A 19,968-nucleotide genomic window follows, 5' to 3' on the forward strand; every position below is an offset into this window, starting at 1 on the left:
CGCGCGCCCCTGGTCCTGATCGGCCACGACGGCGCCAAGCACAAGAAGCACCCGGCGATGACGGGCCGCGCCCACCGTCTCGTGAACCACTGCGGTTTCCATGTCGCCGTCATCGACGCGCCCGGTCACGGCGACCGGCCGCGCACCGCGCACGACGAGCGGGAGCGGGCCGCGCTGTCCGAGGCGTGGCTGCGGGGGCGATAGCGCACACCCTCAAGATGAGAAGGGATACCCCGCACTATCCGACTGAAAGATTCCCGCGACCCTGCCGGTGTCTTCATCGCTTGATGTGGATGATGGGGCCGTTTCACTCGTAGACGCGAGCGGCCATAACCATATGGGCAATCAGTTGCCAGTCCGGCTGCTCTGGTACGGGAATGCCGCGATTCTCGTACCATCCCGGCATATCGTCCAGCCAGGCGGCCCATGCAGCCAGAAAACTCTCAAGGGAGCTGTTCTCCCAGCGTTCTGGATTCTTTGACAAGTCGTCAGCGGCTGAACGCAGGAAAGTGACAAGATCGTCGCGACGCTGAACATTTTCTGTCCCGTCGGAAATTTCCATGATTATCTACGCCTCACGTTGATGGAACTTCCATCGTTTCTAGTGGTGAATTTCCAGCCTTCGTTCTGGATTTCCTGAGGTGTGGCTCTCGCGAATTTTATGTCAACGCCAGCCTCCTGGAAAACGTGGAGCCTTCGATTGTCGAGAGTGTAGATACTCCCATTGCGCTCGAATACTCGAATCGCTGGAAACTCGTCTGTGGTGACCCGTCCATGCCGCAGATCCTCGATAACGTCATCGATGCTCTTTCCGTTCTTGAATCTTTCGCTGATGCTGTCCTGACTAAAACGCACTGCCCTTGGTGAGATTGTTCCCGCTGCGGGAAGCCCGCGAGGTCCAGGCCCGGGTCGGCTGGGCCCCGGACGCGGGTAGTCCGGCGCGAGCCCCAGCGGATCGGCCCAGGTATGCGGGTTGTGGACGTATGCAACCGGGTTGGGCGCCGGCGTCAGGCCCAGTGGGTCCGGGGTGAGGTAGCGGGCTGTTTCGGGGTCGTAGTGGCGGTGGAGGTTGTAGTGGTGGCCGGTTTCCAGGTCGTGGTATTGGCCGGGGAAGCGGAGTGGGGTGTAGGCGGTGGCGTCGGGGTTCCAGGTGGTGGTGCCCCAGAGGGTGGCGTGGGCGTGCCAGGCGATGTGGCCGGATTCGTCGACGAGGTGGGTGGGGGTGCCGATGAGGTCGGTGATGATCGCGTGGAAGCGGGTGTCGGTCTCGGACTGTGGGGTGTCGGCTGCGGGGGTGTAGTGGGTGGTCTGGGTGAGGGGGGTGAGTCCCGAGGCGTCGTGCTCCCAGGTGAGAGTTTCGCGGCCGGGCCAGTCCGTGGATGTGGTGGTCTGTTCAATGAGCGTGTTGCCGTGCCAGGTGAAGGTTGTTTCGTCGGCGACCGCCGAGTCGTGGGCCAGGCGTTGTTTGGAGGTGCGGCGGCCCAGGGGGTCATAGGTGTAGCGCCAGGTGGTGCCGTCAGGGGTGGTGACGTGGGTGAGGTGGTCCTCGGTGTCCCAGGTGTAGTGCCAGGTGTCGGGCTTCCTGGAGAGACGGGTCTTCTGGCGGAGCGTGGTGCGCCCGGCGGCGTCGTACTCGTAGCGGACGCTGCCCGCGGTATCGATGCGGGTGCCGGTGTAGGTGCGGGTGCCGGTGGCTTCGGAGTGGGGAAACGCCTCGGGCCAGGCGGCCTGCGTCTGGTTGCCCGCCTGGTCGTAGGCGTAGGACTCCTGCCAGGTGGTGGCCTGGATGTGGGTGACGCGGCCGGCGGTGTCGAGGGTGTAGTGGGTGTCGTCGGTGGCGGTGAGACTGCCGTCGGAGCGCCAGGTGTGGGAGTGGTGCAGGAGCGGGGCTGTGGTCGCGTACGTCTGGGCGGTGATACGCCCGGCTGTGTCCCGGTCCTGGGCGAGAGAAAGCGCACCGTTCCAGGAGCGCGCGGTTTCACGGCCGGCCGGATCGAGTCGGTGGGTGAGGGTGCGGCCGGACGTGGTCAGGGCTGTGCGCTGTCCCGCGAGGTCGTGTGTGTAAACGGACAGGGACCCGGCAGGTGTCTCCCTGTGTGTCAGGTTGCCTGCGGGGTCGTAGCTCATGCGCAGCGTGCGGCCGTTGACCGTCTCCGAGAGCAACCGGCCCGTCGGGTCGTAGGCGCGGATCAGGTCCGCCCCCGCTCCAGTCGCCTGGAGGAGGTCGCCGGTGGGCGTCCAGCGGTAGGTGGTGCGTTGACCGGCAGCCTCCTTGGTGAGGACGCGACCGAGCGGGTCGTGGGTGAAGTGGGTGACCTGGCCGAGCGGGTCGGTTTGTGCGGTGAGTTGGCCCGCCTGGTCGTGGGCGTAGGTCAGCGTGCGGTCGTCGAAGTCGGTCTCGGACCGCAGACGGCCGGCCGGGTCGTACACGTAGTTCCAGGTCAGACCCTGGGAGTTGGTGACCTGGGTGAGGCGGGCCTCGGCGTCGTGGGTGAAGGCGTAGCGGGCGCCGTCGGGGTCGGTCCGCGCGCTGAGCAGGTCGAAGTGGGTGTACTCGTAGCGGGTGACCCGGCCGAGTTCGTCGGTGTGGGTGGTGCGGTTGCCCTCCCCGTCGTACGTCCATGACTCCGTGGCCCCGTCCGGGCCACTGCGGTGCAGGAGATGGCCCTCCACCGACCAGGTGAACGCGGTGGTGGCGCCCAGGGGGTCGATGGCGGTGGCCACGCGGCCGAAGAGGTCGCGTCGGTAGTAGGCCGTGGCGCCCAGCGGGTCGGTGACCTCCGTGGGGAGCCCGGCCGCGTCGCAGCGGATGCGGGTGGTCGCGCCCAGTGGATCGGTGACGGCGATCAGGGCGCCGTTCGCGGTGTACGTGGAGCGGGTGACCCGGCCCAGTGGGTCGGTGAGGCTGGTGCGATGGCCCGTCGGGTCGAAGCTCTGCTGCCAGACGGCACCGGCCGGGTCGGTGATCCGGAGCGGGTTGCCGTGCTCGTCGAGCGTGGCCGCGATCTCGGTACCGTCCGGGCGGAGCACCCCGGTCAGGTGGCCGTGCCCGTCATGGCGGAAGCCGGTGGTGCGGCCGAGCCCGTCGGTCTGCGCGATCGTGCGCCCCGCGTCGTCGTACGCGGTACGGGTCACCGCACCGGTCGGGTCGATCTCGCCGACGACCTGATGACGGTCGTCGATCAGATACCGGCTGACGGCCCCTTCCGGCGAGGTCAGTGTGGTGACGCACAGGCCTTGGAAGTCGGGATCGGTGCCCTCGTAGGTGAAGCGGAAGGTGTAGTGCCCGCCCTCTCCGCCCTCGGCGGTCACCCGGTCCCGGTCGTCGTAGGCGTACGAGTAGGAGCGGCTGTTCGTGTCGGTCCACGAGGTGATCCGGCCTTCGGCGTCGTACGTGAACCGCAGAGGCAGGCCCGAGGAGTTGACTGTTTCGGTGAGGTGGCCGGCGGTGTAGCCGTACGCCATCGCCCTGGTCCCGGCCAGATGCAGGGCGGTGATCCGGCCGTCGGTGGTGGTGAGGCGGAGCCGGTAGCCACCGCTGTGCTGGATTTCGAGGGGGGTGCCGTCGAGTGCGTAGGTGAACGTGATGCGGTTGCCGTTGCGGTCGGTCAGGTCCGTCAGCAGCGCCGGGCCGTGGCCGTGCGGGGTAAACGTGCGGACGTGACCGGTGTCCGGTTCGGTGACCGTGTAGGTGCCGTCGGCTGCCCTCAGCAGCGGGCGGCGTGGGCCGTCCTCGGGCAGCACTTCAATACCTGCAGCGGAGTGTGGGTAGGTGAGGAGCAGCCCATCCTCGGTGAAGAAGACGACGCCCTGCTCGTCGAACTCAAGACGTTGGTCGGCCGTGGAGGACCAGCCGGGCCCGAACCAGCGACCGCCTCGGTAGCCGGAGTCGGCGCGCCTCGTGAACACCAGGGGCAGTACTCCGGGCAGTTCGATGTCGGTCAGCGGGAGGAACATCCGCCCGGTTGCCAGGTCCACGGGGTCGGTGCGGCCGTGGCGTATTCGGTCCCGGGCGCGTGTGAAGAGTCCCCGCCCGCGCCTGGCCGCATTGCGTGCCCACGCCATCGCTTCACGTTCGGCCACCCTGACCGCGATCCGCTCAGCCACTGGGGCAAGCAGACGCGAGCCCGCCATCATCAGTAGGTCGCCGGCGATCGACTCGCCCAGCAGGAGTTCCAACGGCATACCGAAGGGGCCGGCGAACATCAGCAACGCCATCAACAGGGCGGGGGCCAACTGGACAATCTTTTCCAGGAGGAAGGTGGCGGTCTTGTACTGGTCGAATACGCCTCCCTCCGGACCGAAATTGCTTGAGAGTGACCACAGCAGGCCACCGGCGACAAGGGATCCCGTCAGTGTCACCACGCGCAGCACGGACGCAGCCTGCGCCTCGGCCAGTGTCTCCAGGCGTGCGGCACGTAGCCCGCGGATCGCGAGGACCAGACGGATCAGTCCGAGAAGTAGTCCGGCCAGAGCTGTGGCGACCAGCAGATGCCAGCCGGTGCTGGTGGCGAAGGAGTCCTCCCAGTCCTGCGCCCAGGGAAAAGCCCGCACCGCCATCAGCACACCGGCGGGGACAAGCAGGAGCGCGCCGACTACCAGCAGAACCTTTTCCCACCATGGCCAGCGCCCCGACCGGGCACGAATCCTCTGCCAGACCTGCCGGCCGCCGATGCCTCTCCAGGCAGCCTCACTCGAAGCGGCATCCATGCGCCCCGTCTGACCGGTGACCAGCTCACGCAGAGCCGGCAGTTGTTCGGAGCGGGTCCGTGGGTGGCTTGCGGAGTACAGCAGCGCACGCCGTCGGCGGGCGTAACCCAGCGCGACCACCGGAGTCCAGGGCAGGCGCAGCAGTGCGAAGTTCAGCAGTGCGGCACCGGCCGAACTTCCATTCCGTTCCATCGCGAGCCGGACAACCGGCTCCAGCTGCTTGCCCCGACGTCCCGCACGGATGTCCCAGATCACGGCCAGAGCGATGCAGATCAGCACGGTCCACCAGCCAGCTCCTTCCAGCCGGTCGTACCATTCCTGCGGCCAGCCGTCCGCCCCCTGCCGGGCGGCCGCGTAATTGACCACCATGTGCTGCCCGATCGCCAGCATGGCCGGCACGAGTCCGATCAGTCGCGCCCACCACGAGTGCCCGAGCAGGAATAGCCCCACCCCGAGGCCTCCGAGTGCCGACCACACCACGTGGTGCCCGGCTGTGATGCTCATGTCGAAACTGCCGAGCGCGACTGTGCCCACCGGAGAGGGAAACCAATGTCCGAGGAACTCCGGGAACCCTGCGACGAACGGCGCCGAGAAGCCGCTTCCCACCATCCAGCCGCCGTCGATGCCACGCACCACCGCGTCCGGTGCCAGCGCGTACTGAGCAACCGCCTCCAACAGACCGAAGCCGGCCCCGATGGCGCCACCCAGTACGACGAAGTCCGCCATACCCCACTGCATTCGCCGACGTAAAGTCCAGGCGGCCAGCGCGAGTGGTGCCAGCTTCAACAGCTCTTCGGACGCCGGGGCCGTAGTCCACATCACTGTGTCCAACACGTCGTGGAGCGAACTCTCCCGGGAGCCCGCCAAGCGCTGTGCGACGAAGACCTCGACCAACACCGATGCGACGCCGCTGCCGTATGCGCCCACTCCAAAGGCCAGGAAAACGGTGGGCCATCGAACCGCACGCACCGGCCAGGTGAGCAGGAGTAACTGCAGCACGCACCACACCGATGCTGCCGCCATCCAGAACGCCACGTGCCAACCCCCACCATTAATTTGCATACGCACATTCATGTGTGTGGGTAGGCTAGGTTGAGGAGGTCGGTGGGTTCAAGACCGGGCGGGGAATGCGACGCAAAACCGCATCTCGAACGTCCGCCTCGCGAAGCGAATGACCAGCTCGCTGCTCAGATCAGTTATGAGACCACCTTGGCGAGCTGGGTCTTCGCCCGGCCCGCCGCCGATGCGGGCGCCGTGGCGGGAGCCGTCCCGGCAGGTCCGGCCCGAACCGTCTCGGGTAGCCGTCAGGCACGTGAGATTTCGTCCTACCGCCCGCCGAGTCGGAGCACGACCACCACGTAGAGGCTCGCGGACACCGTCAGAACCAGAAGGGCGAGAACCGTGTGGCCTACCAGCCCGCGCCCTGGGGCAAGGCCCAGATGTGCCCGAGCCGCGCGGCTCACACGGGGTCCGGCGGCGCCTCGCGCGGCGTTCGCGTCGGCCTTCTCTATCGCTCGGCGCAGCTTTCTGCGGCTTCTTTCGGTCGTGATGCCCAGCGCCACCCCGTCGGCGTCGCGGACCAGCAGGGTCCGGTACGCGCTGCCGTACGAGAAGGTCGTCAGCAGCCGGACGGTGGTGATCCGGTTGAGGTCGACGGACCGTTCGCCGGTCAAGGTGCGCGCGATCAGGTGCGACGAAGAGTGCCGGAACGGGGCCCGCTCCTCGCACAGGGCGGGCAGGAGGACGCCACCGGCGATCAGCGACAGCAGGCCGAGCGCGATCGGCGTTCCGTCCGGGACCAGCCCCGCCCTGGCCAGCCCGTAGCCGCCGAAAGGCAGCAGGAGGACCGTCACCGCCAGGGCCGATCCCATGCGTGCACGCGTCACGGCGCGGATTGTGTTCGCTGCCACTGATGGCCCCCGTCTCTGTCGGCAGCCATCAGCATGCAGGTGCGGCAAGCCTCCGCACACTGCCTGGGTCCGGCAGTCTTCGGCCCGGGAACAGGGCAGCCATCGCCTCTACGCGGTGACGGACGACTCCGCGAGGCACTCGCCGCACCTGCCGGGCTCGGGTGCTCTGAACGCGCGGTCGCAGTCGTCGCAGTTCTGGAGCGGCACCGGGGGAGGGGAGAACGGTGCGGGCGGGACGGAGGCCGGGAGCAGTGTGTTCAGCCGGTGCGCGAGCAGCTTGGCCGGGTACTTCAGGGGGACGGGCAGGTCCGTCGTCAGGGCCCGGGTGATCGTTGCGGGGACGGCGTCGCGTTCGAGCCAGGTCGCGACGGCGGGGGTGAGGCTACGGATGTCCTTGTCGGAGAGGACGAGTACGGGAGCTTCTCGCCGCAGCCCGAGCAGGATCGTCGAGGCACGTCGGTGCAGGTCCGGGGTGAGTGCCTGCGGCTGGGGGAGGGTGGGTACGGGTACGGGTACGGGGGCTGGTGGGGCAACTGGGGCCGGAGCCGGGGCCGGGACCCGAGCCGGAACACGGGCTGGAGTGGGTGCAGGAGTGGGCGCGGGAGCCGGAGTCGGTGCGGGCGGGCCGACCGCCTGCGTACACGGCTGGTTGTACGACGTCGTGCGCGTGATCACGCGGCCGCTGGCCAGGCGTTCGCGGTCGCGCCTCAGGTAGCCGTTCTCTTCGAGTTCGCGCAGTGCCTCGGCGATGCGGGCCTCGCTCTCCGGGAAGCGCTCGACCAGGAACTTGATGCCGACCTTCGCCCCGGCGGGCAGCGACTGGATGTGGGTGGCGAGCCCGATCGCGACGAGTGAGAGATCCTGGTGCTGTGCCAGGTGGTTGCCCACGACCGTGAAGTGGCTGGTGTGGCGCACGTTGACGTGTAAGACACCGCCGGACCGGGCGCCGGTCCGGATGCCGGACGGGGTGCCTGGCCGGGTGCCTGACGGGGCGCGCGAGGGCGCGATAATCTGCTGGCTATCCATCGGGAAGCGTCTTTCTTCCGTGGTGGTCAGGCCCTCGCTCGGGATGTCAGTCCCGGCGGGGGCCGTCTCAATGTCTGAAGTTGGTTTCGCGAGCATATGCCAGGCAACCCGGGCGAAAGCCAGCCCAGTTGGCCAACCTCACCCGTGTGAGTGACGGGCGCCCCCGTGGGCGCGCGGGGGCCTGCTGAGGTCCGCCGGGATGGGTTGGGTCGGGTTTGGTTTGCGAGTTTCTTCTTCCCAAAGGACTTAAAAGCCTTTTACGTCGTGGGCCGCCGCGTCGCGGCCGGCCGGGACGCGCCCCACCGGGTCGTAGCCGGCCGCGTCGCGCTCGTTACGATCCGGTGAGGGAGATCTCCGCCCAGACCGTTTTCCGGGGGAACGGCCCGTGCCGGACGCCCCAGCGCGTGGCCAGCGCCTCGACGAGGAGGAGCCCCCGCCCGGACTCGTACGTCTCGGACTGCTCCAGCACGCGGGGCAGCCGCTCCCCGCGTGCGTCAGCCACCTCGATGCGGAGCGTGTCCCCGGTTACCGTCAGCAGGATGCGGAAGTCCCGCCCCGGTACGTAACCGTGCAGCGCCGCGTTCGACGCCAGCTCGGCGATGACCTGGCTCGCGTCGTCCAACGGCAGTCCCCAGGAACGGAGCTGTTCGGTCGCCAGCAGCCGGGCGAGCCGGGCGCCCCTGCGGGTCGCGGAAAGCTGCACGGCGAATTGGCCGCTGCGTGCACGCGGTTGGGTGATTTCTCGGTTCACGTCACTCAGCGTGGCCGTCCGTCGCTACGCTGAAAAGCAGTGACACGTATACGGACGGTGACTGTCCAGCGGTCGTACGGGCCTGTCCACGCCGTACAGCGCCGGAGCGCCGCGAACGGGTGGAGGCGGATGGCGCATGAGTGGCAACGACGTGGTGGACGGACCGGATTGGGCTGTTGACCCCGAGGACGAGTCCGGGGCCGTGATGGCCGTGGTCGGCCGGCAGATCCGGCTCTGGCGGGAGGCGGCGAACCTGCGCGCCGCAGAACTGGGCGAGGCGATCGGGTACGGCGAGAACCTGGTCTACAAGGTGGAGACCGGCACCCGGATTCCCAAGCCGGAGTTCCTGGACCGGGCGGACAAGGCCCTGGGCGCGAACGGCAAGATCGCCGCGATGAAGCGGGACGTCGCGGAGGCGCGGTATCCGAAGAAGGTCCGCGATCTGGCCAAGTTGGAGGCCGGTGCGGTCGAGCTGGGCTCGTTTGCGGCTGGTGTGATTGACGGGCTGCTCCAGACGGAGTCGTATGCCCGCGCCCTCTACGGGGAGCGGCGCCCGGCGTTCACCGAGGAACAGGTCGACCAGCTTGTGGCCGCGCGGTTGGCCCGGCAGGCGATCTTCGCGCGTCGGCCCGCCCCGCTGCTGACCTTCGTGCAGGAAGAGGCCACGCTCAGGCGCCCCACGGGCGGGAAAATGGTGTTGCGTCAGCAGCTCGAACACCTGCTAGAACTGAGCATGTTGAGGCATGTCGAGATCCAGGTGATGCCGACCGAGACCGAGGAGCACGCGGGCTTGGGCGGCCCTCATCGGGTGTTTAAGCTGAGTGACGGCACGGCTGTGGGGCTCAACGAAGTTCAGCTCACCAGTCGGCTGATCAGCGATCCCAAGGAAGTCCAAATCCTTGAGATGCGGTACGGCCTGACCCGGGCCCAGGCACTCACGCCTCGGCTCTCACGCATCTTCATCGAAAAACTGCTGGGAGAGACATGACTGCGAAGCCCTCGGTCGGAAGCCCTTCCGAACTGACCTGGTTCAAGAGCAGCTACAGCACCAACGACGGCCCCTCGTGCGTCGAGGTAGCCACTGCCCCCACCGCCGTCCACGTCCGCGACTCCAAGAACATCCCCGGCCCCGAACTCGGCTTCGCCCCGGGCGCCTGGGCGGACTTCGTCTCGTACGCGTCGGCCAACTGAAGACAGCGCCGCCCGGCGTCACCGCCACGCGGCGATCACGGCCTCCGGCCCCCAGTGCGCGGCCAGCCCCTCGGCCGCCGCTCCCGTCGGGGGCCGGCGGCTGACCGCGACCAGGGCCGCGTCCTGCGCACCCGGCACCTGCTGTGCTGACGCGACGAGTCCGGCCAGGTCCGTTGCCCCGAACGGCGTCTCGTCGCGCCACTTCACCGACCCCACGAAGGCGACCCGGCGCGCCACCGGCTGGGTGTCGGCGCCGATGAGGTCGACCTCCGGGTTGTTCTGACGGTTCCACCAGCCGCCGACCTCGGTCGCCTCGGGGAAGAGGCCGTCCGGTACCCGGCGGGCGAGTGACTCCCTGATCACCGGTTCCACCGCGCGTCCCCTGTCCCCGAAGTGACGCGCTCCAGCCATGTTCCGAGAATGCGCAGCTCACGGCTGCGTCCGGTGAAGGCCACGGGCTCTCCTGAGGCAGGCGGTAAAGTAGGAACGGTTCAAAGTATGAATGGTTCCTACTTTGCTGCTCGGCCGCAGGAACGGAATCGCCCCTTCAGGAGCCGTTCAGGTCCACTGCCGGCGTCTCAGGCGGCCGGTCCCTGCTCGAAGGCCGCCTTCGACCGGGTGGTGAGCAACGCGGTGATCTCATCGGCGACCTGCGGGCCCAGCTCGCCCCAGCCGTCCTTGTAGCCGTAGACACCGGACAGGGTGCGGGCGTCGTAGTCGCCGTTCAGGATCTCGATGTCGTTGGCCGTGATGAAGGCCGGGTGAGCGACGCCGACGGCCGCCGAGACCTTCATCAGCTCCATACGCAGGGTGCGCAGGTAGACAGCGGCCCGGGTGGCCTTCGAGGTCGGGTCGAGGCCGCGGGCCAGCCGCGGGTTCTGGGTGGCGATGCCGGTGGGGCACTTGTCGGTGTGACACTTCTGCGCCTGGATACAGCCGATCGACAGCATCGCCTCACGCGCCACGTTGATCATGTCGGCGCCCAGCGCGAAGGCGACCACGGCGTTCTCGGGCAGGCCGAGCTTGCCGGAGGCGATGAAGGTCAGGTCGTCGGTCAGCCCCAGCTCGGCGAAGGTGCCGTAGACCCGGGAGAAGCCCATCCGGAACGGCAGTGACACCGAGTCGGCGAAGATCAATGGTGCCGCCCCGGTGCCGCCCTCGCCGCCGTCGACGGTCACGAAGTCCACGCCACGGTCGCCGTGCGCCATCAGCGTGGCCAGCTCCTGCCAGAACCCCATCTCTCCCACCGCGCTCTTGACCCCGACCGGCAGACCGGTCTCGGTGGCGAGCAGTTCGACGAAGTCGAGCATCGAGTCGACATCGCTGAACGCGGTGTGCCGCGACGGGGAGGCGCAGTCCTCGCCGACCGGGATGCCACGGATCTCGGCGATCTCCGGGGTCACCTTCGCGCCCGGGAGCAACCCGCCCAGCCCTGGCTTGGCGCCCTGGGAGAGCTTGATCTCGATCGCCTTGACCGGGGCGCCGGCGACCACGTCCAAGAGCTTGTCGAGGTTGAAGCTGCCGTCCTCGTTGCGGCAGCCGAAGTAGCTCGTACCGAGCTGAAGTATGAGGTCGCCGCCATTGCGGTGGTACGGCGAGAGGCCACCCTCGCCCGTGTTGTGCATCGTGCCGGCCAGTGCCGCCCCCTTGTTGAGAGCCGTGATCGCCGCACCGGAGAGCGATCCGAAGCTCATCGCCGAGATGTTCACCACGCTCGCCGGCCGGAACGCCTTGGCCCGCCCGCGCGGCCCGCCCAGCACCTTGGCCGACGGCAGCGGGGCCTGCGGGTCATGCACGTCGGGGAGCAGTCCGGCGAACGTGCGCTGCTTCACGTACGCGTGCCCCTGCACGTGCTCGATGTCGTTGTCGGTTCCGAACCCGAAGTAGTTGTTCTCCCCCTTCGCCGACGCGTAGATCCAGGTGCGCTGGGCGCGGCTGAACGGGCGCTCCTCGTCGTTGGAGGTCACGATGTACTGCCGCAGCTCCGGCCCGATCGTCTCCAACAGGTACCGGGCGTGCCCGACCACCGGGAAGTTCCGGAGCAGTGCGTGCTTCTTCTGGATGAGGTCGCGGGCGCCCACCAGCGCCAATGCTGTCGCGGTGGCGGCAACGATGTTCCGGGCACGCATGAACGTTCCTCTCCTCGATGCTCGACTCCACCGCCATGGGGTGGCCGTCGTCGTGTCGTGTCGCTGTTGGGCGGCGGGCACGACCAGGCGGGCGTCGGCATCCGCCGGAGAACAGCCGGAATTGATATTAGAAGCCCGCGTGCGTAGGCACGGGATCAGGGTCGTCGGGCGGGGCCGGCCCGGCAAGGTCCTCCGGGGCGGCGGCCCGCTCCGGCGCCGGGCCGTGGCGCCGCATTCCCCGGCCGACGCCGTCCTCCCTGCCACCCCCCGCACCTTCTGCGAATATGCGAAGAAAACTGGCGGATGACAACAAAGGGGCTGGTATGTGCGGAATCATCGGATACATCGGTGGGCAGTCGGCGCAGGACGTCGTCGTCGCGGGCCTCAAGCGTCTGGAGTACCGGGGGTACGACTCCGCCGGGATCGCCGTCCTCGCCGATGGCGGGCTGGCCGCCGCGAAGAAGGCCGGGAAACTCGTCAATCTGGAGAAGCTGCTGGTCGAGCGACCGCTGCCGACCGGAAACGCCGGGCTCGGCCACACCCGCTGGGCCACCCACGGCGGGCCCACAGACGTCAACGCCCACCCGCACCTCGACAACGCCGGCCGCGTCGCCGTCGTCCACAACGGGATCATCGAGAACTTCGCCGCCCTGCGCGCCGAGCTGACCGGGCGCGGCCATGACCTGATCTCCGAGACCGACACCGAGGTCGTCGCCCACCTCCTCGCCGAGGCGTACTCCGGCGGCGCGGACCCGGCCGAGGCGATGCGGCAGGTCTGCCGGCGGCTCGACGGGGCGTTCACCCTCGTCGCCGTGTTCGCGGACGCGCCCGACGTGGTGGTCGGGGCCCGGCGGAACTCGCCGCTCGTGGTGGGCGTGGGGGAGGGCGAGGCGTTCCTCGCCTCCGACGTCGCCGCATTCATCGCGCACACCCGGTCCGCGATCGAGCTGGGCCAGGACCAGGTGGTGGAGCTGCGCCGGGAGGGGGTGCTCGTCACCGGGTTCGACGGGCGGCCCGCCGAGGTGCTTCCGTACCACGTGGACTGGGACGCGTCCGCCGCCGAGAAGGGCGGCTACCCCTCCTTCATGCTCAAGGAGATCGCCGATCAGCCGAAGGCCGTCACCGACACCCTCCTCGGCCGGATCGACCCGGAGGGGACGCTCCACCTCGACGAGGTGCGGATCACCCGGGCGGAGCTCCGCGAGGTCGACAAGGTGGTGATCGTCGCCTGCGGGACCGCGTTCCACGCCGGGATGATCGCCAAGTACGCCATCGAGCACTGGACCCGGATCTCCTGCGAGACCGAGCTGGCCAGCGAGTTCCGCTACCGGGACCCGATCCTGGACCAGCGCACCCTCGTCATCGCGATCTCGCAGTCCGGCGAGACGATGGACACCCTGATGGCGCTGCGGCACGCCCGCGAGCAGGGCGCGAAGGTCCTCGCCATCTGCAACACCAACGGGTCCAGCATCCCGCGCGAGTCCGACGCAGTCCTCTACACGCACGCCGGTCCCGAGGTCGCCGTCGCCTCGACCAAGGCGTTCCTCACCCAGCTCGTCGCCTGCTACCTCGTCGCCCTGTACCTCGGCCAGGTCCGCGGGACCAAGTGGGGCGACGAGATCCGTACCGTCATCCGCCAGCTCTCCGAGATCTCCGGCGAGGTCCAGCGGGTCCTGGAGACCATGGAGCCGGTGCGCGCGCTGGCCCGCTCCCTGGCGTGCCACGACACCGTGCTGTTCCTCGGCCGGCACGTCGGCTACCCGGTCGCGCTGGAAGGCGCGTTGAAGCTCAAGGAACTCGCGTACATGCACGCCGAGGGGTTCGCCGCCGGTGAGCTCAAGCACGGGCCGATCGCCCTGATCGAGGAGGGCCTCCCGGTCGTCGTGGTGGTGCCGTCGCCGCGCGGGCGCTCCGTGCTGCACGGCAAGATCGTGTCGAACATCCAGGAGATCCGGGCCCGCGGCGCGCTCACCGTCGTCATCGCCGAGGAGGGCGACGAGGCGGTCGTCCCGTACGCCGACCACCTCATCCGGATTCCCGCAACGCCTACGCTGCTTCAGCCGCTGGTCGCGACCGTGCCCTTGCAGGTCTTCGCCTGCGAGCTGGCCACGGCCCGCGGCAACGAGGTGGACCAGCCGCGCAACCTGGCGAAGTCCGTCACCGTGGAATGAAACGTGCAATGAAGTGAGTGGGCAGTTGTGAGGGGACGTACGTGATCATCGGGGTCGGGATCGACGTGGCGGAGATCGAACGGTTCGACGCGGCGCTGGAACGTACGCCGCAACTGGCCCAACGCCTCTTCCTGGAGAGCGAGTTGCTGCTGCCCGGCGGCGAGCGGCGCGGGATCGCCTCGCTGGCCGCCCGGTTCGCCGCCAAGGAGGCCCTCGCCAAGGCGCTCGGCGCGCCCGGCGGGCTGCTGTGGACGGATGCCGAGGTGTACGTCGAGGAGACCGGGCAGCCCCGGCTGCGGGTGAGCGGCACGGTCGCCGCGCGCGCCGCCGAACTGGGCGTGCGGCAGTGGCACGTGTCGCTCAGCCATGACGCGGGGATCGCGTCGGCCGTGGTGATCGCGGAGGGGTGAGCGGGGGCCCGGTCCGGCTTTCGGCCCGCCCGTCCGCGTGCCGAGGGCGGGGATGTCTGCGTACGTTGGAGCCATGCGTACTGCGTACAGCGTCTCGACCGTACGGGCCGCCGAACAGGCCCTCATGGCACGGCTTCCGGAGGGCGCGCTGATGCAGCGCGCCGCCGCCGGGCTCGCCGCCGTCTGCATCGATGTGCTGCGGCGCGGCGGCCGGGTCTACGGGTCCCGCGTCGTCCTCCTCGTCGGCAGCGGCGACAACGGCGGCGACGCGCTGTACGCGGGCGCCCGGCTCGCCCGGCGCGGGGCCGGTGTGCTGGCCGTACGGGTCTCGCCCGGCCGGGCCCACGAGGACGGGAGCGCGGCGCTGCGCGCGGCGGGCGGACGGGTGGTGGACGCCGACGCGAGCCCGGCGCAGGGCCGGCACCGCGACTGGGGCCGCCGGGTCGACCTCGTCGTCGACGGCATCACCGGCATCGGCGGGCGCGGCGGACTGCGCCCGGCGGCAGCCGCACTGGTGGAGCAGTACGCGGCACACGGGGCGCCCGTCGTCGCCGTCGACCTGCCGAGCGGTGTCGAGGCCGACACCGGTGAGGTGCGGGGCGACGCGGTCCGCGCCGACGTGACCGTCACCTTCGGGGCGTACAAGCCGGGGCTGCTCATCGACCCGGCCGCCGAACGGGCGGGGGCGGTGCACCTCGTCGACATCGGGCTGGGCGCCGAACTGCCGGACGTGCCCGGACTGGAGGCGCTCCAGTACGCGGACGTGGCCGCGCTGCTGCCCGTACCGGGCGCCGAGAGCGACAAGTACCGGCGCGGCGTCGTCGGCATCGTCGCCGGGTCGGCACGCTATCCGGGCGCCGCGGTGCTGGCCGTCTCCGGGGCGCTGCGCGGCGGGGCCGGCGCGGTGCGGTACGTCGGTCCGGGGGCGGACGCGGTCATCGCGCGGCACCCGGAGACCCTGGTCCACGCGGGCCCGCCGTCGAAGGCCGGGCGGGTGCAGGCCTGGGTCGTCGGGCCGGGGCTCGGGGACGGCACCGACGCCGTCGAGGCGGTCTCCGACGTGCTGGCCGCGGACGTCCCGGTGCTGGTCGACGCGGACGGGCTGCGGCTGCTGGACGCCGCAGCCGTACGGGCGCGCACCGCCCCCACCGTCCTCACCCCGCACGCCGGGGAGGCCGCCGCGCTGCTCGGCGTCCCCCGCGAGGAGGTCGAGGCGGGGCGGCTCGACGCCGTACGCGAACTCGCCTCCCGGTACCGTGCGACGGTCCTGCTCAAGGGTTCGACGACGCTGGTCGCCACCGACGCCCCGCGCACCCCCGTGCGGGTCAACCCGACCGGCACCTCCTGGCTGGCCACCGCGGGCAGCGGTGACGTGCTCTCCGGCCTGACCGGCTCGCTGCTCGCCGCCGGCCTCGCCCCGCGCGACGCCGCGTCCGTCGGCGCCCACCTCCACGGCCTCGCGGCCCGGCACGCCTCGGACGGCTCCCCGGTCGCCGCGCAGGACGTCGCGGAGGCGATCCGGGCGGCCTGGCGGGACGTACGGGCCTGAGCGATGCTGGGAGCGGAGGCGGGGGACAGCGACAGCGAGGGAGTGAGCGGTCGTGGGCAGCAACGGTGACGGTGACGTGCGCGTACGCCGGGTGTACGACGCACAGGAGGACGGCGACGGCACCCGCGTCCTGATCGACCGGCTCTGGCCGCGCGGGGTCGCCAAGGAGCGCGCCGCGATCGACAAGTGGCTCAAGGACCTCACCCCGTCGAAGGAGCTGCGCTCCTGGTACCACGAGGACCGCTCCGGCACCCGTTACGACGACTTCGTCGACCGCTACCGCGCCGAACTGACCGATCCCGCGCACACCGCCGCCGTCGGCGAACTCGTCGCACTGGTCCGCGACGGTGGCCCGGTGACGCTGGTCACGGCCGTCAAGGACGTCCCGCACAGCCATGTACCGGTCCTCGTCGACCACCTGGAACACGAGCTGCACCACGGCTGACGGGAGCGGCGGCGCGCCCTGCCGCGACCGGCGGCCGGGGGGCCGTGCCGTACGGCTCTGAGACACTGGGCGCGATGAACGAGACAGCGTCCTTGAGAGCCCGTGCCGAGATCGACCTCGCCGCACTCCGCGCCAATGTGCGCGTTCTGCGTGCCCGAGCGTCCGGCGCGCAGCTCATGGCCGTCGTCAAATCCGACGCGTACGGACACGGCGCGGTGCCCTGCGCCCGTGCCGCGCTGGAAGCGGGCGCCACCTGGCTGGGCACCGCCACCCCGCAGGAGGCGCTCGCCCTGCGCGCGGCGGGGCTCGGCGGCCGGGTGATGTGCTGGCTGTGGACGCCCGGCGGGCCCTGGCGCGAGGCGATCGAGGCCGATGTCGACGTCTCGGTGAGCGCTATGTGGGCGCTGCGCGAGGTCACCGCGGCGGCCGCCGAGGCGGGCCGCCCCGCCCGTATCCAGCTCAAGGCCGACACCGGTCTCGGGCGCAACGGCTGCCAGCCCGCCGACTGGCCCGAGCTCGTCGCCGCCGCCCGCACCGCCGAGGAGGCGGGCACCGTCCGGATCACCGGCCTCTGGTCCCACTTCGCCTGCGCGGACGAGCCCGGACACCCCTCCATCGCCGCCCAGCTGGACGCGTTCCGCGACATGGTGGCGTACGCCGAGAAGGCCGGTGCCGAGCCCGAGGTCCGGCACATCGCCAACTCCCCGGCGACGCTGACCGTCCCCGATTCGCACTTCGACCTGGTGCGGACCGGGATCGCCATGTACGGCATCTCGCCCAGCCCGGAGCTGGGCACCCCGGCGGGCTTCGGGCTGCGTCCGGTGATGACGCTCGCCGCGTCGGTCGCCCTGGTCAAGCGGGTGCCGGCCGGGCACGGCATCAGCTACGGGCACCACTGCACGACGTCCCGGGAGACCACGCTCGGCCTGGTGCCGGTGGGGTACGCGGACGGCATCCCGCGCCATGCGTCGGGCCGCGGCCCGGTCCTGGTCGGCGGCGTCCGCCGGACGGTCGCGGGCCGGGTGGCCATGGACCAGTTCGTCGTCGACCTCGACGGGGACGTGGTCGAGGAGGGCAGCGACGCCGTGCTGTTCGGCCCGGGGGACCGGGGCGAGCCGAGCGCCGAGGACTGGGCGCGGGCGGCGGACACGATCGCGTACGAGATCGTCACCCGGATCGGCGGCCGGGTGCCGCGCGTCTACCGGGACGGGACGGCGGACGGCAAGTCGGCCGGGTCCTGAACGAGGAAGCGTTCCTGACCGGGCACGATCAGAGCATGATCGGAAGACCGGAACGGACCGGACCGGATCGGACTGGATCGGACTGGACTGGATCGGACTGGACCAGTTCTGACCCGTTCCGACCTGTTCGACCAGCCCTGACCTGACGGACACGACCCACGAGGAGCGCGGCACGGTGAGCGAGATCAGCGCGGGGGACGCGATGGCGACGGCCGCTTCGACGGTCGGCTGGCGCCGGGCGGGGATCGCCGGGGCCGCCATAGGCGTGATCGCGGCGGGCGCGGCCGCCGGTGTCGCGGTCGAGCGGCTGACGGTCGGCCGCGGGATGCGGAAACGGGCCAGGCTGGCACTGGACGCCACCGGCCCGTACGGCTCGCTGCGCGGGCTGCCGGGCCGGGCCGCGGCCGACGACGGCACCGAGCTGTACTACGAGATCGACGAGGTCGAACCCGGCGGCGGCACCGGCACGGGCGGCACGCCCCCCGGCACCGCGGCCGGTCCGCGCAGGCGCCGGCTCTTCGGGCGCAAGGCCCCCGCCCCCGTCACGGTCGTCTTCAGCCACGGCTACTGCCTCAGCCAGGACTCCTGGCACTTCCAGCGCGCGGCCCTGCGCGGCCTCGTGCGCACGGTCCACTGGGACCAGCGCAGCCACGGCCGCTCGGAGCGCGGCCGGGCGCAGGCGCAGGGCGTCCACGTCGGCATCGACCAGCTCGGCCGCGACCTCAAGGCCGTGATCGACGCGGCCGCGCCCGAGGGTCCCCTGGTGCTGGTCGGGCACTCCATGGGCGGCATGACGATGATGGCGCTCGCCGACCAGTACCCGGCCCTGTTCCGCGACCGGGTCGCCGCCGTCGCCTTCGTCGGCACGTCGAGCGGGAAGCTCGGCGAGGTCAGCTTCGGGCTGCCGGTGGCGGGCGTGAACGCGGTACGGCGCGTGCTGCCCGGGGTGCTGAAGGCGCTCGGCTCGCAGGCGGAGCTGGTGGAGCGGGGGAGACGGGCGACCGCGGATCTGTTCGCGGGGCTGATCAAGCGGTACTCGTTCGGTTCGCGGGACGTGGACCCGGCGGTCGAACGATTCGCCGAGCGGCTCATCGAGTCCACGCCGATCGATGTGGTCGCGGAGTTCTACCCGGCCTTCACCGAGTACGACAAGACCGCCGCGCTGCCCCTGTTCCGCGAGGTCCCGGTGCTGATCCTGGCGGGCGACAAGGACCTGGTGACCCCCAGCTCGCACAGCGAGGCGATCGCGGACCAGCTGCCCGACGCGGAGCTGGTCATCGTTCCGGACGCCGGCCACCTCGTGATGCTGGAGCACCCGGAGACGGTGACGGACCGGCTGGCCGACCTGTTGGTGCGGGCGGGGGCCGTACCGGAATCCTCTAACGTTGGCGGGCATGGAAGCACCGCAGAACAGCCCGGCGGCTGAGGTCGCCGAGGGCGCCGGGCCGGGCACCGTCACCGTGAACCTGGCCGTCGAGTCCCCCGAACAGATGCGGGCCCTGGGCCGCCGGCTCGCCGGTGTGCTGCGCCCCGGCGACCTCGTGATGCTCACCGGCGAGCTCGGCGCCGGGAAGACCACCCTGACCCGCGGCCTCGGCGAGGGCCTGGGGGTGCGTGGCGCCGTCACGTCCCCCACGTTCGTGATCGCCCGCGTCCACCCGGCGCTCGGCGACGGCCCGGCGCTCGTCCACGTCGACGCGTACCGCCTGGGCGGCGGGCTCGACGAGATGGAGGACCTGGACCTCGATGTGTCGCTGCCGGATTCGGTGGTGGTCGTCGAGTGGGGCGACGGCAAGGTCGAGGAGCTGGCGGACGACCGGCTGCGGGTGCTCATCGACCGCGCGGTCGGTGACACGGACGACGAGCGGCGCGCGGTGACGCTGGTGGGCGTGGGCGCACGCTGGGCGGGCCTGCGGCTCGCGCCGTGGGCGCCGTGGGTGGTGGACGAGGACAACGGGCCTGGTGAGGCGTAAGAGGCGTCGAGTGATCTCCGGGTGATCTCCGGGTGATCTCCGGGCCCGCGCACCCGCTTTCCGACACGGTGTCGGCAAATTGTTGCGCGCGGCGGGGCGGGCGTGGTGACATGGAGGGCGAGAGCAGGTTAGGTCTGCCTAACCGTGCCTTCCACCGGAGTCCCAGGAGGCGTCCATGCCGACATCCGAGCACGAAGTGCGGCAGCCGCCGCGGGCGGTATCGATGCGGGATCTGCTGGCCGCGGGGGCGGCGGCGATCGCGGTGTCCACGCCGCCGGGTGTGGAGCGGCCGGGCGCGGCGGTGGCTGCCGCGCCACGAGAGGGCACGCCCTCGGCCCCTGACCGCGCCTGACGCACATCAAGCCGGTCCGGCACGTTCAGCCTGTCCGGCGTTTGAGGACGGAACCCCGGGCCGGTGCCGCTTGAGCCCAAAGACGTCCTCAATCGCCGGACGGGCTGATT

Annotated in this window: 17 protein-coding genes and 1 pseudogene; 11 read left to right on the forward strand and 7 right to left on the reverse strand. The window is 70.5% G+C overall.

The window, feature by feature from the left end:
• Nucleotides 1–177 (forward strand): annotated as a pseudogene (locus tag AB0I52_RS07545) (alpha/beta hydrolase); the annotation flags it as partial.
• Between the two features lie 130 nt (nt 178–307).
• Here AB0I52_RS07545 and AB0I52_RS07550 read toward each other — a convergent pair.
• From AB0I52_RS07550 to AB0I52_RS07570, 5 genes are all read right to left on the reverse strand, one after another.
• Nucleotides 308–562: a hypothetical protein gene (locus AB0I52_RS07550; protein ID WP_363069896.1), complete on the reverse strand. Its 255-nt coding sequence runs from the start codon at nt 560–562 to the stop codon at nt 308–310.
• Nucleotides 563–564: 2 nt separating this feature from the next.
• Nucleotides 565–5,436 (reverse strand): DUF6531 domain-containing protein, encoded by a 4,872-nt coding sequence (locus AB0I52_RS07555; protein ID WP_363069898.1) that lies wholly within the window; start codon nt 5,434–5,436, stop codon nt 565–567.
• 599 nt (nt 5,437–6,035) lie between these two features.
• Nucleotides 6,036–6,596 (reverse strand): hypothetical protein, encoded by a 561-nt coding sequence (locus AB0I52_RS07560; protein ID WP_363069900.1) that lies wholly within the window; start codon nt 6,594–6,596, stop codon nt 6,036–6,038.
• 132 nt (nt 6,597–6,728) lie between these two features.
• Entirely contained in the window at nt 6,729–7,535 is an 807-nt protein-coding gene (locus AB0I52_RS07565; RefSeq protein WP_363069902.1) for a helix-turn-helix domain-containing protein, read from the reverse strand.
• Nucleotides 7,536–7,977: 442 nt separating this feature from the next.
• A complete protein-coding gene (locus AB0I52_RS07570; protein ID WP_363069904.1) occupies nt 7,978–8,397 on the reverse strand; it encodes an ATP-binding protein in 420 nt (139 codons plus the stop codon).
• A gap of 136 nt (nt 8,398–8,533) precedes the next feature.
• Here AB0I52_RS07570 and AB0I52_RS07575 point away from each other — a divergent pair, with 136 nt between their 5' ends.
• Together AB0I52_RS07575 and AB0I52_RS07580 are read left to right on the forward strand one after the other, a co-directional pair.
• A complete protein-coding gene (locus AB0I52_RS07575) occupies nt 8,534–9,385 on the forward strand; it encodes a helix-turn-helix transcriptional regulator (protein WP_363069906.1) in 852 nt (283 codons plus the stop codon).
• Nucleotides 9,382–9,588, forward strand: a complete 207-nt coding sequence (locus tag AB0I52_RS07580) for a DUF397 domain-containing protein (RefSeq protein WP_363069908.1) — start codon at nt 9,382–9,384, stop codon at nt 9,586–9,588. The genes AB0I52_RS07575 and AB0I52_RS07580 overlap by 4 nt, the downstream gene beginning before the upstream one ends.
• An 18-nt stretch (nt 9,589–9,606) precedes the next feature.
• On the opposite strand, the gene AB0I52_RS07585 is transcribed toward AB0I52_RS07580, so the two are convergent.
• Nucleotides 9,607–9,999, reverse strand: a complete 393-nt coding sequence (locus AB0I52_RS07585) for a DUF234 domain-containing protein (protein ID WP_363069909.1) — start codon at nt 9,997–9,999, stop codon at nt 9,607–9,609.
• 167 nt (nt 10,000–10,166) lie between these two features.
• On the reverse strand, nt 10,167–11,717 hold the full coding sequence (locus AB0I52_RS07590; protein ID WP_363069911.1) for an FMN-binding glutamate synthase family protein: 1,551 nt from the start codon (nt 11,715–11,717) through the stop codon (nt 10,167–10,169).
• A gap of 323 nt (nt 11,718–12,040) precedes the next feature.
• Between AB0I52_RS07590 and glmS the strand changes: the two genes are divergently transcribed.
• From glmS to AB0I52_RS07630, 8 genes are all read left to right on the forward strand, one after another.
• Complete coding sequence (glmS, locus tag AB0I52_RS07595) at nt 12,041–13,888, forward strand: glutamine--fructose-6-phosphate transaminase (isomerizing) (RefSeq protein WP_363069913.1); 1,848 nt, start codon at nt 12,041–12,043, stop codon at nt 13,886–13,888.
• Between the two features lie 41 nt (nt 13,889–13,929).
• A complete protein-coding gene (locus tag AB0I52_RS07600) occupies nt 13,930–14,298 on the forward strand; it encodes a holo-ACP synthase (protein ID WP_363070187.1) in 369 nt (122 codons plus the stop codon).
• 73 nt (nt 14,299–14,371) lie between these two features.
• The gene (locus AB0I52_RS07605) at nt 14,372–15,847 is read left to right on the forward strand and encodes an NAD(P)H-hydrate dehydratase (protein WP_363069915.1); all 1,476 of its coding nucleotides are present in this window, start codon (nt 14,372–14,374) and stop codon (nt 15,845–15,847) included.
• 52 nt (nt 15,848–15,899) lie between these two features.
• Complete coding sequence (locus AB0I52_RS07610) at nt 15,900–16,292, forward strand: DUF488 family protein (protein WP_363069917.1); 393 nt, start codon at nt 15,900–15,902, stop codon at nt 16,290–16,292.
• Between the two features lie 74 nt (nt 16,293–16,366).
• Nucleotides 16,367–17,533: an alanine racemase gene (gene alr, locus AB0I52_RS07615; RefSeq protein WP_363069919.1), complete on the forward strand. Its 1,167-nt coding sequence runs from the start codon at nt 16,367–16,369 to the stop codon at nt 17,531–17,533.
• A gap of 175 nt (nt 17,534–17,708) precedes the next feature.
• Nucleotides 17,709–18,959, forward strand: a complete 1,251-nt coding sequence (locus AB0I52_RS07620; protein ID WP_363069921.1) for an alpha/beta hydrolase — start codon at nt 17,709–17,711, stop codon at nt 18,957–18,959.
• Nucleotides 18,928–19,506 carry a tRNA (adenosine(37)-N6)-threonylcarbamoyltransferase complex ATPase subunit type 1 TsaE gene (gene tsaE, locus AB0I52_RS07625; protein WP_363069923.1) on the forward strand — a complete coding sequence of 193 codons (579 nt, stop codon included), beginning with the start codon at nt 18,928–18,930 and terminating at the stop codon, nt 19,504–19,506. The genes AB0I52_RS07620 and tsaE overlap by 32 nt, the downstream gene beginning before the upstream one ends.
• A gap of 175 nt (nt 19,507–19,681) precedes the next feature.
• Nucleotides 19,682–19,858, forward strand: a complete 177-nt coding sequence (locus AB0I52_RS07630; protein ID WP_363069925.1) for a hypothetical protein — start codon at nt 19,682–19,684, stop codon at nt 19,856–19,858.
• Nucleotides 19,859–19,968 lie beyond the last annotated feature (110 nt).

This window comes from Streptomyces sp. NPDC050423, assembly GCF_040655445.1.
GTDB lineage: Bacteria > Actinomycetota > Actinomycetes > Streptomycetales > Streptomycetaceae > Streptomyces.

Coding starts and splice junctions, on each gene's coding strand:
- AB0I52_RS07550 (WP_363069896.1), bottom strand. CDS start 562: ATGGAAATTTCCGACGGGACAGAAAATGTTCAGCGTCGCGACGATCTT.
- AB0I52_RS07555 (WP_363069898.1), bottom strand. CDS start 5,436: ATGGCGGACTTCGTCGTACTGGGTGGCGCCATCGGGGCCGGCTTCGGT.
- AB0I52_RS07575 (WP_363069906.1), top strand. CDS start 8,534: ATGAGTGGCAACGACGTGGTGGACGGACCGGATTGGGCTGTTGACCCC.
- AB0I52_RS07580 (WP_363069908.1), top strand. CDS start 9,382: ATGACTGCGAAGCCCTCGGTCGGAAGCCCTTCCGAACTGACCTGGTTC.
- AB0I52_RS07585 (WP_363069909.1), bottom strand. CDS start 9,999: ATGGCTGGAGCGCGTCACTTCGGGGACAGGGGACGCGCGGTGGAACCG.
- AB0I52_RS07590 (WP_363069911.1), bottom strand. CDS start 11,717: ATGCGTGCCCGGAACATCGTTGCCGCCACCGCGACAGCATTGGCGCTG.
- glmS (WP_363069913.1), top strand. CDS start 12,041: ATGTGCGGAATCATCGGATACATCGGTGGGCAGTCGGCGCAGGACGTC.
- AB0I52_RS07605 (WP_363069915.1), top strand. CDS start 14,372: ATGCGTACTGCGTACAGCGTCTCGACCGTACGGGCCGCCGAACAGGCC.
- alr (WP_363069919.1), top strand. CDS start 16,367: ATGAACGAGACAGCGTCCTTGAGAGCCCGTGCCGAGATCGACCTCGCC.
- tsaE (WP_363069923.1), top strand. CDS start 18,928: ATGGAAGCACCGCAGAACAGCCCGGCGGCTGAGGTCGCCGAGGGCGCC.
- AB0I52_RS07630 (WP_363069925.1), top strand. CDS start 19,682: ATGCCGACATCCGAGCACGAAGTGCGGCAGCCGCCGCGGGCGGTATCG.